This window comes from Paenibacillus sp. 2TAB23, from assembly GCF_052115165.1.
Lineage (GTDB): Bacteria > Bacillota > Bacilli > Paenibacillales > Paenibacillaceae > Pristimantibacillus.
Genome location: NZ_JBFRGD010000002.1, coordinates 406819 through 423242, shown reverse-complemented (window position 1 = coordinate 423242; position 16424 = coordinate 406819). Strand labels below are relative to the sequence as shown.

The window sequence follows — 16424 nt, the reverse complement described above, 5'->3', positions numbered from 1 at the left end:
ACTTGAGGAGGAATGAGATGACAAGTCTATTAATAGTCGATGACGATCAATATATTAGAGAAGGATTGAAACGGTTAATTAATTGGAAGGCGCTTAATATTACTCGTTTATCCGAGGCAGAAGGCGCTTATGAAGCGCTGGAGCTTATGGAGGCGAATCGATCGCATATCGTGCTGACCGACATTCGTATGCCTAAAGGGGATGGGCTGCATTTGATTGAACAGATTAGGCTGAGAAACTGGAATACTTCCATCGTAGTGTTAAGCGGCTACAATGAGTACGCATATGTGCGTCAAGCCATGAAACACCAAGTCGAGGATTATTTGCTCAAGCCGATTGACGCCACAGAGCTTGCTGAAATTATAGCCTCTTGCACGGAACGTTTTCAGGGGCAATATATAGCCGAGCAAATGCAGAGAGAATCGTTTCAATTGTTGAAAAACAACATCCTGCTCCGATGGGTGCAGAACCGGATCCAGTACGATCAGCTGCGCGAGAAGCTGAAATTTCTGCAATTGCCTTTGCTAATGAATGAACAATATCAAATATGCATCATTGATTGGCATGATCGGCAGGAAGGCGAGCTTGCCCGCAATGAAGAGCAATATCGGTCATTTGCGATACTGAATAGCGTGGAAGAGGTGCTGCTCGAAAGCGGACGGGGCATTGCCTTTCTCAATGAGAATCGGCAAATTATCGTTTTGTTTACCGACGAAGGCAATGATTCCGAAGGCTTCCGTGCAAGCAATCAGAGCTGGATGCTTGAGCTTGCCAAGCGTTATGGCGAAATTCTGAAAACACCTTGGGTCAATCATTTCGGGAAGGTCACCTGCTTGCCTCGTTTGCTGCATGAATCATATAGCGAAGCATTGGCGCAATGCGGCATAAATAAAGGCCTGCATAAGTCAGAGCATGAGCTAGACCTAATCTCTCAGAATTCAATCGTCAGACAGGTCGAACGTTACGTACAGGAGCATTATAGCAAAGAGCTATCCTTGCAGCAGCTTTCGCTTCATTTCAATGTCAACGCCGTCTATCTAGGCAGACTATTCAGGAAGGAAACGGAGCAATCCTTCAACGACTATCTTAACCGCATTCGGCTTAACCATGCTAAGAAGATGCTGGCCGTTACGGCATTAAAGGCAACGGAAATCGCTACGGCCACCGGTTTCCTCGACCCCAATTATTTCTTTCGCAAATTCAAACGGGTACACGGCATCTCTCCCTCCGATTACCGGCTCTCGGTGAACAACCTTACGGAGCAATAGTACGCCACAATGTCGCACCCTTTAGAAGTTCATTGGGACAAGATACTTCTCCTATCCTATCGCTACCAATGTCTTTTCAAGCTACTCGATACCATGCATACCTTTCTTTTATCGATTGATCATAAAAAAGCTTAACCGAACCAGCATATGCGGGGGCGGTTAAGCTTTCGTATTTCCTTTTACATGGTTCCCCCGCCGCGGCGAATTTGCGCGGGGATCTTCTCTGGTCCTTCGTTGATGTACGTATAAATAAAAGTCGCTACTTTAGCCTCATCGAATGCTGTAAGCTCCATTGTCTTTGTCCATGCATTAACGACAATCTCTTTGCCTTCGGGGATTTCCTCGTTGGGAACTGCCAGAATGCCTGCACCCGCTTCCCTAAAGTTAACGAGATAGTTCAGGAGCTCAATGGTTTGAGGATCAGCTCCCGCACGGTAGTTAATAATGATATCCCCATGCTCTAAATTGTGAACGAGCATTTCGTTTGCCGGCTTTTCCGTATAGAAACCAAACTTTAGGTCATGCGGGCTATGCATACCCGATGTAGGAATTTTCATTTCATAAGCAACAGGCTCTTCTGAATGCTCGGCTCCATAATACGTATCTTCATTCACATCAATGTCGGCCTGTAGGTTCAAGTCGTCCACATCATAAGATTTCGTCAAATCTTTGGCAAAATGAATGACAACAACGATAAGGGAAATGCTCAAAAGCAAGTGCGCAGCCACTCGCATTTTTTTCGTTTTTTGTCTGAGTACCGCCTTTTGTTCTTTTTTCAGGCTGCTCGTATTTTCTTTATTCCATTTCGAAGCATACCAATAGCTTACTAAAGCAAGCAGCAGTATAACTGCCGCTGTGTACAGCAAAAAATAAGTAGAGCCTGACTGCTCATGAAGCAATAGATGGGATTCCATGGATGATTGAAACGCTCCTTTTCACACTACACATTGTAGTTCTATTAGTTAAAAAAAACTAGGCGACTGCCAACACAATCATGCCCATAAACAAGAGCATAACAGGTATAGAAATCACGATAGTCATAAAATTCAAACGCACCGGTATCTCCTCATTCGGATCAATGAGCTGCTGTAGTCTATAATTGACCACGCCATCAGAAAAATAAACGAGTACAGGAGTAGGATGGTCTCTAAAGCCTTTTTTAATAAGCTTCAATAAGGCGCCGCCTAAACCAAGCTCGGAGCCCGTATGACGAATGGCAGATTCATCTGCCAGAAGCTCGCTGATCAATTTATAATTGCGATAAGACCATTTGGTAATTGGAAGAAACCAAAGCGATTCTGATATAAGCTGAAGCATAAATATTTTTAATGGATCGAAATGGGATTGATGGAACGCTTCATGGGCAATGACCGCTTCCAGCTCTTGATCATCAAGCAGTTCGATTAGGCCGCTGGATAGAACGACAAGTGGACGCCTGAATCCAACTGTGAATGCCATTGCCTGCTCATGGGCAATGACAATAATATGCTGATTCAGCGGTTGGTACTTCTGAATGACATGAGCGGTCCAGTCAATGTCTCTGAGCGACATCAATCTTAATTTGAATCGATTGGATCGTACATATTGCTGGGTTACTCTTAAACAAACAATGAGAATGGCATAGGCAATTAATGCGTTGAGAAATGTGATGACTAAAAAGTAATACAGCGAGTTTTCCCTGAACAAGCTCATACAGAATTTAAAAAAATTCACTTTGACATCGACCCCAAAGAAGAGGTGAGCCAGATACATACCCATCTGGCTCCATACCGCAATGGCGATACATAGGCTAACGGCCATAATGAGCGCGGACTTGCGCTGCCACCTCATGACGGATTATCCTTTTTTAGCTGCCGCAGCTTACTTTCTAGCTTATCAATCAAGGTCTGGTCAACCTCTTTGATTGCATCAATCATATGGTTAATGACGACTCCGCCAAATTCATCAAGCAAATTTTCAGTGAGCCGTTTGGATTGCTCCTCAATGAACGACTCCTTTGTAGCAGTTGGGCAAAATAACGATAACCTGCCTTCTAATCTCTTTTGCAAAATTCCTTTTTCCACTAGCCGATTCATGACCGTCATTACTGTATTGAAATTGATTTGCTTCTCTTTCTCAAGGCGGATCTGAACCTCTTTAATGCTCAGCTCTTCCGCATTCCATAGAATATCCATAATTTTAGCTTCCAGGGAACCGAAAAATCGATTCAAGCCAACTTCACCATACTTGAAATTTTTAATATCCATGGCCCGCTCCTTCCACTACATATTATAGTGCAGCTATCATTTCATTTCAAGCTACAGCATTTACCGTTGATGAATCGCAAAACAGAACGTATGTTCTATGCAACGAAAAACGCCATATTCCAACATTTAACGCCTTTTTGCAGTTTATTTGCTGATTGAGGCTGATTGAGTTGAATCTCGCTGTGATTGGATCAATTAGGTTTAAGAAAAGGATATTTTCAGCGTTTTTAATCCGATTTACATAACGAACATATGTTCCCTATCCGTATTATTGCCACCAAAATAGTCATAATTGCGTATTTGATGGCTTTTTTACGATTAAAAAAGCCTGCAGCAGCATCATAAGCTGTTGCAGGTAATCATAGATTTCGAATAATTAGTCCCATGGATGTTTAACGGTTAAGAATCCCGCAAATTTTTTGCTCTCATCTCGTCTGATTTTGCGCATATCCGCCCGATGCGGAGCCGTTTCAAACAATTTCAGCTCCTCTTCCGTCTCTGGAATGACGAGTGGCACGGGTACCGGCTTACGGTTCTCGTCAAGCGCAACGAAGGTTAAGAAGGAAGTTGCAGCGACTTTCCGTTCTCCGCTAAGCAAATCTTCTTTGATCACCTTTACGAACACTTCTACCGAAGTACGCCCAGTCCATGTTACAAAAGATTCCAAACAAACCGAATCCGATGGCCTGATTGGGTGCAAGAAATCGACAGAGTCTGTAGATGCCGTCACAACGGACCGTCTGCAATGCTTTGTTGCTGCGATTGAAGCAATGTCATCGATGTAAGCCATTAATTTGCCGCCAAACAACGTATTATGATTGTTTACATCAGGCGGGAACACACGGGCTGTTTTATAGCACTTTGATTCGCGTGAGAAACGCTGTTCCATTACTTATCTTTCCCCTTTAGTAAATATGGATAACAACTCGGAAATCGCCTTCTCTTGATCCACCTCAAGACAGAACTCAACCGGACGACCTACGACTGAACGAACGCGGCGATCTGTGATGATCATGCCCGCCGTGTAGCCATCGCCGCAATCGATTGCTGCAGGAATCGTCTCCGTTCGCACCAGCGAAGGATTTACCGCTACAATGACCGCTAATGGATCATGCATGGGACACTCTCCGTCAAAATCATTGGAGAAAGCATAGAAGTCAAAATAAATTTGCAGTGCTGTATTCATAAAATCAAATACTTCACGTTTATTTGGTGCAACATCTCGCGACAGATCGAATAAATGCTGCTTCGTCAAGCGCGTCTGCTGCGTAACATCCAGTCCAACGATCGTAATCGGGAGCGTTGATTCAAACACTTGCGCGGCTGCTTCGGGATCGCCATAGAGATTCGCTTCACTTACCGGTGTAATATTGCCTGGCGCAAACACGGTACCGCCCATGATGACGACTTTTTTGAACTTGGACGCTATGCTTGGATCAAGCTCCAATGCGAGTGCCAGATTCGTTAATCTCCCGACGGTTACCAATATAAGCTCACCCGGCGATTCATTTACTTTTCGTACGATAAACGCCGCGGCCGACTCTTCCAGCGCTTGTGCACGAGATGGCGGTAAAATAGCATCGCCAATTCCGTTATGCCCATGGATATGAGGGACTGCCCCCGGAAAGGTACGTTTAAGCGGTCCTGCCGCACCTTTTGCCACGGGAACCTCATAGCCGCAATTCGCAGCTTGTATAACCCGCAACGTATTTTCGGTCGCTTGGTCAACGTCCGTATTGCCAAACCCAGTCGTGATCCCTACAACCTTAATAGCTGGCGACAATAAAGCATATAAAATGGCTAAGGCGTCATCTATGCCGGTATCTACGTCGAGAAGCATTCTGTTTATGTTCGACATGTCATGTACCTCCCGTTTCAATCGATAATTATGATGAATCATTCGTATATTGTAATCGATCATTTCTATAAAATCGATCTGTCCGCTCAAAGTTTGTTCGGATTAACGGTATTGCTACCTATTTTTGTATCCTTTAACCAAAGTAAAAGCTGATATAAATCATAATAAGCAATCCGATGATAAAAGAATACGTCGCTGCGCGCTCAAAACCGTGACCATGGGTTTCCGGAATTAACTCCTTGTACACGATAAACAGCATAGCGCCTGACGCGAACGCCAAACCATAGCCGATAAGTCCCGCGATATAGCTTGCAGCAAAATAACCGACGATCGCGGAAACGACCTCCATTAATCCAGTCAAGGTCACGATCAGCATGAGCTTAAGCTTGCTAACCTTGGAATGGATAAGAAAGATCGCTAGCACAAGCCCTTCCGGCATATTTTGAGCGCCGATCGCAATAGCGACCATCGGACCGAGGCCATTATTCGTACTCGCGTAGCTGAACCCGGTGCTTAAACCTTCAGGGATATTATGTATGAATAACGCGAAAATAACGAGCAATGACTTGCTGTCAAACGACGAGATGCCTCTTCTTTGCTCAATATCGATGTGAGGCAAATTTTTCTCAAGTAAATCCAGAGCAATCACGCCAATAAGCAGCCCCAGCGTTAAAGGAATAATGCCTGATTCTTTCAAAGCTTGCGGCAGCAAGCCAAAAGTAGAGGCTGACACCATAATTCCTGCCGTAAAAGCGATTAGCACATCCTTCCATTTCTCGGAAAGGCTTTTGACGAAAAGCAGCGGTACAGCACCAAGTACCGTTGCCATTGCGGATATAAAACTGCCGACGAGTGCTTCTACCATGATGCTTCTCCTGACTGGGCAGAGCTTTACCCTAAAGGTTTTTCCTTATTTTGTACGCGAAGACGAAAGCTCATCCATGCAACCTGTTTTCGGGCTGCTCCGCCAATATTTTTAATTGTTTATTGCGATGCTCCAGAAATTTTCTCATATAACGCTTTAAGATAACACGCTCAGCAAACCACCCAAGCACGCCAAGCGGCGCTTCAAATCGAAGGACATCCGTCATCAGCGTCCCTTTTCCCCGCTTTTCGAAAAGATGCTCATGCCTAAGCGATTTAAAAGCGCCCCTTTGCGTCTCGTCTACAAAAAATGACGGAACAACCATCTCGCTTATTTTCGAGGTGAGACGCTGTCTTACGCCGAAATGTGTCGCTTCGAACGTAACAAGCTCGCCTTTTTGAATCAGACCTTTCGTAACACCCGCCACAGCTTTTTCCCGGGTATGCTTCCAGACCGTTTTCGTATGTATATCGATATCCCGTGCCATGTCGAAACAAATTGCAATCGGTGCCTCGATATAAATTTCGGTTATGACCTCAACCAACTAATTCACCGCATTTCTTCTTCATCATCTTCCAGCAGCATCTCGCTTGATTTAAGCCAAGCCTTGTTGAACCAAATTCAGAAAATACGATTGATGCTTCGGTTGGCATGCAATTAAATAAGGCGAATCGCCTACTCCCGTAAAAGGCCTGCCGGTATAATCGACTACCGTGCCTCCTGCTTCCAGCACCATCAGTATGCCTGAATACAAGTCCTCGCCTTCCGAATGATAAACGATAATCGCATCCAAATCGCCGCGTGCCAACATCGTCCACTGCAGAGTTGGCGCCCACAGCCGCATCATTCGTTTTGTATGGACATCGATATGATGTCTGAGCTTAACCGCCTTTGCTTCATTCTGAACGGCATGGCCTTGAATCCAACCCACGCGCGCTTTACTGAAAGGCTTAGCCCGATTGATGCTCACCGGGTTTCCGTTGCAAGTCGTTCCCTCTCCTTTAATGGAAACGTACAGCCGCTCGGTCATAGGTTCGTAAATAACGGCCAAAACAGGCGTTTTCTCATAAACAAGCGTGATCGATATGGCGAATAACGGCAAGCCAACTGCGTAATTATTCGTCCCGTCTAGCGGATCAACTAACCAAAGCCATTCACTTTGGACATCATTCTCGCCGAACTCCTCGGAGCGAACGCTGTGCTCCGGAAATACGTTTCGGAGCTTGTCCAGAATAAGATGTTCAGCGAGATGGTCAGCCTCTGTTACGATATCGCCATGATCGTCCTTCTCATCATAGCTGTCCAGCACTCCGAAGCGTTCTTTTACAATACGCCCCGCTTCATAGGCTGCGGCAATCGCTACTTCTCTAGCTATATTTAGAGTTAATGGCTCCATTTGGATTCCCCCCATTCCCATTGTTATTTGTGAGAGTAGAAATGCAGCCGGTTCCCGAACGGATCTGTAAGCTTAACCGCGTTCCATTCCTCATCGAACCCCGGTCTAGCAAATTTATAGGATTTGCTTAATAGATGCTCCTGCAGCGCCTTAGCGTCTTCAACCTCGATTCGGACAGCCGAGCCTGGCGTACAATCCCCGTAATGCTCAGACAAATGAATAACGCAATCACCGCTTGATATTTGCAAATAAACCGGCATATTAGGCTCGTACCGGTGCTCCCAATCGCAGGCGAATTCTAAAAAACCAATATAAAACTCACGCGCCTTGGCTTCATCAAAAATCCGCAAAATCGGAACTGTTCTCTTCATAGCCGTTACCATTTCTTTACACATCCTTTTCGCTGAATAGACCTTCCACGATTATACATGGAATTTGAATGCTAGAGAAGGCGTGCAATAGGAAAAGGACTGCAGCCGGCAGCGATAATCGCATGTGGCTACAGTCCTTTGATTACTACACCGAATTATTTAACAATACTTTCCAATACATCATCAATAACTTGCGAGTATGCGATCGTGCCAGCGTACAACCAGCTTGACGTACTAGGATATTGATAAAGCTTGCCGTTTTTGACGGCAGGGATGTTTTTCCAGATTGGATCGCTTAACGCTTTTGAATCCGTGCCTGTACCACTGTTAACTAGGAATAAGTGATCGGCATCAAGCTCAGCAAGCTTTTCAAGCGAAATCGCATTCCAGTTGCCTGTTCCCGTTTCAGAAATTTCTTTAACGACAGCTGGTACCGCTAGCCCTAGTTGGTTGTATAACAAATCTCCGCTTGAGAGCTTGTCGCTTACGATGTAGAACTTATCTTGTATGACCCAAAGGGCCGCTGCGGATTCGCCAGCCGCAACGCCTTGCAGCTTTTCTTTTGCTTCCTTAGCTTTCGTGTCATACGCTTCAAGCGCTTTTTGAGCTTCTTCGCTTTTACCGACGACTTCACCGATTTTTAGCAATGCTCCGCGCCAGTCTGCTGTCAATTTATCGCCAATTGTATAGGTAGGTGCAATTTTCGAATATTGATCAAATTTATCGCCTTCTACGTTGCTGTCGTATGCCATGAGGATAAGGTCAGGTTCAAAGCTCGTTACTGCTTCGAAAGGAAGATCGAAGCCAATATGAGGAACGTCTGCAAGTGAATCTTTCAAATAGTCTTGAATGCCGTTTGGAACGGACCATTGCGCAACGGGCTTGATCCCCAAAGCAACCAGATGATCTTCCAAGTAGGATGCAATGATACGCTGCGGATTAGCAGGAACGGTTACCTCATGACCTAATGAATCCGTTAATGTTTTTTCAGTTGGCGCTTCCGTAGGCGCTGCTGATTCAGTAGGTGCATTCGTTGCCGCGTTGTTTGCTGCTTGATTTGATGTATTGTTGCCGCAAGCCGCTAACCATAACGACATAACCATCAAACTCAATAATACCCATACAAACTTCTTGTTGCGTTTAATCACTGTATTTCCCCCTGTGGTACGATTATAGTAGTGGCTTAAGAAGCTGTATCGTCTCAAAAGTCATCTCATGATAACAATTATCATTTTCATTGTCAACCTGTAATCGCCACCTCTAGCGAGATCGTTTTGTTGATCTTCAATAAGCAGATTCAACGAAATTAAATTCTAAACGATCCAGGTGTTAAATAAAAGAGCAGCCAAAAACGAGAGTTGCTCGTTTTTGGCTGCTCCTAGTTACTCCATTACATAAATAGCCATTCTCTTCATTTGAAATGATTTCGATTTCTTACCCCCCGTAGCCTAACGCCTTCAACTGCTCGTTTGCGCTATCAAGGAATGCTTTATAATTCATGGATGTCTCCAGTGTCTTAATAAAATCATCGTATTCGCTAATCGGGCGTTTGTTATATATGAATTTTGCAATCTCTTCTTCGATATAACGATCGGCATCAGCTGGGTTAAAGCCTACAGGATTATCGATAAATCCGTTAAGCACTTGAATGCGCGGCTGATCGTTTGCGAATTTGATGGCATCAGACTGCATGGCGAATTTGGCTTGCAGATATTCCATTTCAGGTCTTCCAGTGAATTGGTATAACCAGGAATGTCCGACCTCACCCGCCTTATCTGTCATTGTTGGTGTTCCATTATCCAACGTGAAATGAGTATCCTTCACTCCGAACTGAACAAGCAAGGAGCCGCCATCCGGATTTGAGACGTAGTTCAGCAGGTCGAAGACGCGCTGCAGCTTTTCAGGCTCCTTCTCCAGTGCTTTCGGAATCGCAAATCTTCCCGGCGTTGCACCAATATCCCATGAGCCGTCAAATTGTCCCGCAGGACCGCTCGGCGCTGCAATTTGCAGCCACTCCGCATTCGGATTTACAGTCTTAATTTGCTCGACGAATTGCTCCTTCGTCATATTCGGCCAATCAATATAGACGATGCCAGCTTGCCCCTTAATGGCTTTCTCTTGATGCTGAAGTCCGCTATTGGCCAGAAGCTCAGGATCAACCGAGCCTGAACCGATCATCTGCTGAATAAGCGCCAGTGCATCTTTCATTGCCGGATCATACAAGGCGTTCACGACTGCTCCATCTTTCTCGTAGAAATTCCCTGGCATACCGACGCCGAACGCTCCGAAAACGGTCGAAAAGGCGCCAATCTTCCCTCCTGTTAAACCATACGTGTCCGGTTTTCCGTTGCCATCAGGATCCTGAGTGGTGAACGCCTCAGCTACTTCCTTCAATTGTTCAACCGTTGTCGGAACAGTCAGCTTCAGTTTATCGAGCCAATCCTTACGTATCCATAGTGTGTTATAAGGAATTTGCGGTGATTTGGAAACACCGTAAACCTTTCCGTCTACCATTCCCTTCTTGACGCTGTCTTCTCCAATGTAAGCAACGGTTTGCTGTAATTTATCCATGTATGGCGTTATATCCAGCAGCAGTCCTTGCTCAGAGAATTGAATCAGCTGCTGACGGCTTACCATGAACAAGTCTGGGAAATTGCCAGAGGACATGCGAACATTCAATTGGTTTGCATAATCATCTCCCGAAGGATACACGGTCAGATTCAAATCGATGTTTAGCGCCGCATCCAGCTCTTTCTTAATAATATCCTTATCAGGCGTAGGCAAGTTATTTCCGGTTTCAATAATCTCAAGCTTGATCGGTTTGCTGCTTTCCTCGTTGCTCGGCTTCGCAGCATTGGTTGGCGTATTGCCTTCATTTGTTTCGCTGCTGCCTCCACCTGAACAACCGGCAAGTAAAGCTCCTAGTAATGAAATGGTGAGCAATAATGAACCTACTTTTCTCATTTTCATAACCCCTTTCAGTAAACGATCTATTGAATAGTTCCGTATAGCTGGCCAGTTATCCATACGGCGACTAGATCAACCTTTAATCGATCCGAGAAGCATTCCCTTCGTAAAGTGCTTTTGGAGGAAGGGATAGATTACGATGACCGGGAGACTTGCAATCATAACGGAAGCCATTTGCATCGTCTGGGTAGGCATAATGTTCTCTGCATTCTCAAGCGGCTGCTGGCTTTGCATTAATATCTCTCTGACGATGACCTGGAGCGGGAACAGCGTTCGGTCCGTTACATAGAAGATGGCTTGGAAAAACTCATTCCAATGACCAACTAAATAGAACAAACCAACAGTAAGCAAGACTGGTATCGAGAGCGGCGTGACAATTTGGAGCAAAATCCGAAATTCCTTGGCGCCGTCCATCCTGGCTGATTCAAACAACTCCTCGGGAAGCCCCTCGAAGAAGCTCTTCATAATAAGTACGTTAAAGCTCCACACCGCGTTTGGCAGAATCATCGCCCAGATCGAGTCAAGCAGACCCATCGATTTCACGACCAAGTAGGTTGGGATTAGGCCTCCACTGAACAATAAAGTAAACACAATCATTAGTAGAAAAAACTTTCTAGCCGGCAGGTTTTTACGGCTGAGCGGATAAGCCATCAAGCCGGTCAAGATGAGATTGACTGCTGTTCCGATAACTGTAATAAGGACTGTAATTTGAAAAGCTTTTGGGATATTCGACTCGGTTAGCAACGTCTTGTAAGCAGAAAAGGTGATCTCGCTCGGGAACAAAATAAATCCGCCGTTGCGTAGTACTTCACCGAAGGGAGTAACGGAAACGGATACCACATAAAGCATCGGTAATATGGCAGCAAGGCCGCATAACCCGAGAATAACGTATACGACGCCATTGAATATCTTATCGTCCAAGCTTTTTACCATATTCCCTCACCCCACTTTTTCGCTAGCCGGTTAGCTCCGAGCACCAATATTAAACCAATGAGCGATTTGAACAAGCCAACTGCCGAAGCTAAGCTGAAATTCAATTGCTGCAAGCCGGTTCGGTACACCCAAGTATCCAAAATGTCTGCAACCGGATATACCTGTATGTTGTACAGGATATAGATTTGATCAAACCCTGCATCGAGCAAATGGCCTAGCTTCAAAATGAAGAGCAGAACGATGATGCTTTGAATGCCCGGCAGCGATATATGCCAAATCATCCGCAGCCTGCTCGCGCCATCCACTTTTGCCGCCTCATAAAGCGTAGGATCGATGCTTGCCATTGCTGCCAAATAAATAATTGCGCCCCAGCCAAGGTTTTGCCAAACCTCGGAACCGACCAGTATGCTGCGGAAATAGTCCGTTGAGGTTAAGAAAGGAATGGACTCACCGCCCGCTTCCACGATCCAGCGATTGATAAGTCCGCCATTCTGAGAAAAAAGCGTCAGCAGAATGCCGAAAATTATAACCCACGATAAGAAATGCGGCAAGTAAGTAAGCGTTTGGACAATGGACTTCAACCAACGAACGCGGCATTCGTTGAGCAGCAGTGCGAGTATAATCGGAGGAAAGGTCCCCCAAATTAACTTGTAACAGCTAATCAACAACGTATTTGACAGCAGCTGGCTAAAATAAGGAGATTGATAAAACTCTTTAAAATGCTTATACCATGGGTCAGCCCAGGCGCTGCCCGTTATACCGTCCATGATCGCGAAGTTTTTAAAGGCGATAATGACTCCATACATGGGGAAGTACCGGAAAATAATAAAATAGATGACACCTGGGAGCAGCATGAGGTAGAATGCCCGGAATCGCCAGGCGGTTCTAAGAACCGCTTGCAGCCTCTTTTGCGGAGTGGGCTGTATCCGAGATGCAGGCAATAAGCTTTGATCGGCTTCCATGTAAGCCCTCCTTTTGTGGTTACGCTTTCATAATTTAAGTATAAGCAGTCCCTCCCATTGCCGATATACATAAAAACGTAAAAAGTGTATGGATTTAAAAGATCATGCTTCCATTCTTATTTCCATGCTGCTTGAATTTCTTGCCATACAAAAAGGCTGTCCCTCGGGACAGCCTTGAACCACGGACTTGGCCGTTTAGCCCATAATGCCTAATCGTTCATCGTTTTCAGTGAGGACGGGTATGTCTACCCGGATAACCGTACCAACACCAGGCGTACTTCCGATTCGCAAGCCATATGGAACGCCATGATGGATACGGATTCGATCATGCACATTGCGTAAGCCGATTCCGGTAAATCTGTATTTGGAGCGTTCCTGCTCGAATTGGTCATGAAGCGCTTTGCGAGCTTCGGTTCGTGAAATACCGATGCCGTTGTCTCGAACATAAAGCCTGATCACTCCCCGCTCCAGTTTTCCTTTAATGGTAATAAGCCCTCCATTCCGCGGAGAAATGCCATGAAACAAAGCATTCTCTACAAGTGGCTGCAGGGTTAGCTTGAGAATCCGGTATTGCAGCAGGCTTGGGTCGACATCGAGCTCGTATGTGTACTGCTCGCCATAACGCACCTGTTGAATATGCATGTACATGCGAAGCCCTTCCAGCTCTTCTTCAATTGAGACATACTCCGATTGCTTATCAAAGCTGAAGGCTAACAGCTTAACCAAAGATCGGATCGTATCGCGCACCTCTTCAATCCTTTGCTGCTTGGCAAGGCTGCTAATGCAGGCGAGTGTGTTATATAAAAAATGAGGAGCAATCTGGCTCCGCAGCATTTTCAGCTCATATTCCTTTTTCTGCTCCTCTGCCGACTTCGTTTTATGCAGCAAGGTTTGAATTCGCTCAAGCATATCATTATAGCTTTGTGTCAGCCGGCCGATCTCATCCTTTCGTGTGACCGGCAGCTTTGCGACAATTTGCACATCATGTAAGCGATCCATTTTCTCCACAAATCGGCGAATAGGCTTCGTAAAGGATCTGCTAAGCAGGTAGGCGCTTAACAATAAAATGATCATCCACACGACGCTGGCCGTACGGTAGTTATTATTTAACTGCTGCAAGCCTTGGTAGAAATAGTCCTCTTCAATAAATGCCGCTAAGGACCAGCCCAGCCGATTCGTCGTCGATTTCACGACAGCAAGCATTTCGTGCTGATTGCCTTCGATCCTGCTAACCCCGACCTTAACGGCTTCCAGCTGCTTACGGAAGCTCTCTTGCAGCACTGGGGGATATGCCCCAGCCTGATAAGGCAGCATTTTATCGCGAGAATCAAGCCTATTAATAATATTGCCATCCCTAGTCATTAACGCATACGATTGGTAGATCATCGGAGCAATTCGCTCCGTTAAAGAATCCAGGTTTACCTCTGCAACGACTACGCCTTGCAATTGTCTGCGCGTATCCGTAACCGGCAATACATAAGCAAGCGTGTGACCCGACATGGTTGAATAGTAGGGCTCGCTTACATTGATAGCTCCATAATTTTCAAGCGCCAGCTTATATAATTCCGGAAGCATAGGGTTGCCGATGATATCATAATTGACTTGCTCATTCGCGTATACCGTCCCATCGGTACGAACCAAATACAATGTTTTGGCAATCGAATTGTTATAATCAGCGAATTTGCGCAGCGTATCGGCGGCAATAGCTTCGTTGCCATCCTCGAACAGGTCGTAACGGGTCGAGAGAAGCAGGAGCATGTTCTCAACGTTGTCAAGGCTCGCATCGATATATTGATTTGTACGGCCTACTAGCAGCTCGGCGTCGCGAATCACTTGATTTTTCATCAGAGCCTCAGCTTCACTGAGATTTCGATAAGCAAGCACCATCACTAAAAATAACGTCACGATGAATAAATAAATAAACTGCTTCGTAGCAAGTCCCAGGCCACTATACCAATTGAACAACTTAGACAAATGCTCCTACCCCCGTATTCCATCTGGCTGGTCTTTACTTATTCCGCTTATAATCTGTCGGAGACACCCCAGTCCAATTGCGAAACGTGACGGTAAAATAACGATAGCTCGGGATTCCTACCTCTTCCGCAATCTCGTATACTTTTTTATTCGTTCGCTTCAGCAGCTCGACCGCTTTCTCCATCCGAAGCCTCGTAATATATTGACTGACTGTGTCGCCTGTCTCTTCGCGAAACAACCGACTGACATAATGCGCACTTAAGCCAACCTGCTCAGCCAGAATCGGAAGGGAGATGGGCTGCTTCATATTCTCTTGAATCCATTGTATTGCTGAGCGAATTTCGATGCGTGAGCTTCCATGATCGATTTCATTCATATGCTCAATGAGACATGCGATCATTTCCTGCAAGGTCTGCGCTCCCATCAATTGCGTGATAACCATGCAATCAAGCTCAGACCCGTCGTGAACCTTCAACCAATCCATCTGCCAATGCAGCAGGCGCTGCTTGAGCTGATGAGGCCGAACTCGCATCGCATAGCACCACTTTTGCAGCTCCCCTTGTATGCAATTCTTAAGGAACTCAGTAGAACTGCTAGCCATTCGCAGCTTTTCATTTAGTTCCTTCGCAAGCTGATCTGTCATCTCCCGCATGGGGAGTGGTCTTCCCTTCCATACGCTGCTTCCGAGCGAGCTGTCGTAGAAGAGGGCATCCTTCCATTCGGTCGTGGAAGTCAGTGCATTTGCCAATTCTTCCTCTTGCACGAAAGGTTCGCTGACAATCGCGTGCACCCACACGATTTGATTGGTCTGCACTTCTTTTGCCTTCAAGCAGTATTCCAACGCTTGTACGACTCCGCTGAGTGATGCAATCGCTTCTTCCTCGGCATGCAGCGCCTTCATAAGCACGAAATATTCCTTATCACTCGTTGTCATCCAAGTCAGCCAATTGGGATCGGACTGTTCTTTATCCAACAACGTTTGTTGAATCTGCTGCCTTGCGGGAATGTATGCCGAATGAGGCGCAGCCAGGACCAAGCGTGCCAATATATAGGCGCCATTTCCATCCAGCTTGAAAGGCAGCCATTCGTCGGCATTAAGCTCCTGACCGCGCAATAGCTTTCCGAATGCTGCCGCCTGCAGCAGCCTACGTTCAGATTTTTCATTATTAATGGATCTGCGTTCCTTTACCATTGCTTCTCTTACTTTGTTCAGCGCTTGCTTCATTTCCTCTTCTTCCATGGATACTTTTAATAAATATTCAAGCGCTCCAAGCCGAAGCGCCTCCTGGACATAGTGAAAATCGCTGTGACAGGTCAGTAAAATAATTTGAACGGCAGGATATCTTTTCCTCAGCTCACGTATTAGCGTTAAACCGTCCATGATCGGCATCGTGATATCCGTCACCACGACATCCGGTACGGTTATTCCGCACATTTGAAGTGCTTCCTCTCCGTTCCCGGCCTCGCCGATCAAGACAGCTCCGCAATCCTCCCAAGGGAAAAGGCGAAGCTCCTGCCTAAGTGGTACTTCGTCGTCAACAATCAGGACGTTCAACGGTTTCACAGCCATGATATCCTCTCCTT

The 16424-nt window shown here is 45.8% G+C and carries 16 protein-coding genes; 1 reads left to right on the top strand and 15 read right to left on the bottom strand.

Annotated elements, in window-relative coordinates; genetic code table 11:
• The first annotated feature begins 17 nt into the window (after positions 1-17).
• Positions 18-1268 (top strand): response regulator transcription factor, encoded by a 1251-nt coding sequence (locus AB4Z29_RS04715; protein WP_441941933.1) that lies wholly within the window; start codon positions 18-20, stop codon positions 1266-1268.
• Between the two features lie 179 nt (positions 1269-1447).
• Here the strand turns inward: AB4Z29_RS04715 and AB4Z29_RS04710 are convergent, their stop codons facing one another.
• The 15 genes from AB4Z29_RS04710 to AB4Z29_RS04640 form a co-directional block, all read right to left on the bottom strand.
• Complete coding sequence (locus tag AB4Z29_RS04710; protein WP_441941932.1) at positions 1448-2182, bottom strand: DUF3105 domain-containing protein; 735 nt, start codon at positions 2180-2182, stop codon at positions 1448-1450.
• Between the two features lie 58 nt (positions 2183-2240).
• The gene (locus tag AB4Z29_RS04705) at positions 2241-3098 is read right to left on the bottom strand and encodes a M56 family metallopeptidase (RefSeq protein WP_441941931.1); all 858 of its coding nucleotides are present in this window, start codon (positions 3096-3098) and stop codon (positions 2241-2243) included.
• Positions 3095-3514, bottom strand: coding sequence for a BlaI/MecI/CopY family transcriptional regulator (locus tag AB4Z29_RS04700; protein WP_441941930.1), 420 nt, complete (start codon positions 3512-3514; stop codon positions 3095-3097). The genes AB4Z29_RS04705 and AB4Z29_RS04700 overlap by 4 nt, the downstream gene beginning before the upstream one ends.
• Positions 3515-3890: 376 nt before the next feature.
• On the bottom strand, positions 3891-4403 hold the full coding sequence (locus AB4Z29_RS04695; protein WP_441941929.1) for an acyl-CoA thioesterase: 513 nt from the start codon (positions 4401-4403) through the stop codon (positions 3891-3893).
• A 3-nt stretch (positions 4404-4406) separates the two neighbouring features.
• On the bottom strand, positions 4407-5372 hold the full coding sequence (locus AB4Z29_RS04690; RefSeq protein ID WP_441941928.1) for a nucleoside hydrolase: 966 nt from the start codon (positions 5370-5372) through the stop codon (positions 4407-4409).
• Between the two features lie 133 nt (positions 5373-5505).
• The gene (locus AB4Z29_RS04685) at positions 5506-6237 is read right to left on the bottom strand and encodes a ZIP family metal transporter (RefSeq protein WP_441941927.1); all 732 of its coding nucleotides are present in this window, start codon (positions 6235-6237) and stop codon (positions 5506-5508) included.
• A 70-nt stretch (positions 6238-6307) separates the two neighbouring features.
• Positions 6308-6781 (bottom strand): SRPBCC family protein, encoded by a 474-nt coding sequence (locus tag AB4Z29_RS04680; RefSeq protein ID WP_441941926.1) that lies wholly within the window; start codon positions 6779-6781, stop codon positions 6308-6310.
• Positions 6782-6832: 51 nt separating this feature from the next.
• Entirely contained in the window at positions 6833-7633 is an 801-nt protein-coding gene (locus tag AB4Z29_RS04675) for an inositol monophosphatase family protein (RefSeq protein ID WP_441941925.1), read from the bottom strand.
• A 23-nt stretch (positions 7634-7656) separates the two neighbouring features.
• Positions 7657-8016, bottom strand: a complete 360-nt coding sequence (locus AB4Z29_RS04670) for a glyoxalase superfamily protein (RefSeq protein WP_441941924.1) — start codon at positions 8014-8016, stop codon at positions 7657-7659.
• A gap of 143 nt (positions 8017-8159) precedes the next feature.
• Positions 8160-9152, bottom strand: coding sequence for an iron-hydroxamate ABC transporter substrate-binding protein (locus tag AB4Z29_RS04665; RefSeq protein WP_441941923.1), 993 nt, complete (start codon positions 9150-9152; stop codon positions 8160-8162).
• A 286-nt stretch (positions 9153-9438) separates the two neighbouring features.
• Positions 9439-10968, bottom strand: a complete 1530-nt coding sequence (locus tag AB4Z29_RS04660) for an extracellular solute-binding protein (protein WP_441941922.1) — start codon at positions 10966-10968, stop codon at positions 9439-9441.
• Between the two features lie 75 nt (positions 10969-11043).
• The gene (locus AB4Z29_RS04655; protein WP_441941921.1) at positions 11044-11904 is read right to left on the bottom strand and encodes a carbohydrate ABC transporter permease; all 861 of its coding nucleotides are present in this window, start codon (positions 11902-11904) and stop codon (positions 11044-11046) included.
• Positions 11898-12866, bottom strand: coding sequence for an ABC transporter permease (locus AB4Z29_RS04650; RefSeq protein ID WP_441941920.1), 969 nt, complete (start codon positions 12864-12866; stop codon positions 11898-11900). The genes AB4Z29_RS04655 and AB4Z29_RS04650 overlap by 7 nt, the downstream gene beginning before the upstream one ends.
• A 195-nt stretch (positions 12867-13061) precedes the next feature.
• Positions 13062-14840, bottom strand: coding sequence for a sensor histidine kinase (locus AB4Z29_RS04645; protein WP_441941919.1), 1779 nt, complete (start codon positions 14838-14840; stop codon positions 13062-13064).
• A 34-nt stretch (positions 14841-14874) separates the two neighbouring features.
• Positions 14875-16410, bottom strand: coding sequence for a response regulator transcription factor (locus AB4Z29_RS04640; protein WP_441941918.1), 1536 nt, complete (start codon positions 16408-16410; stop codon positions 14875-14877).
• Positions 16411-16424 lie beyond the last annotated feature (14 nt).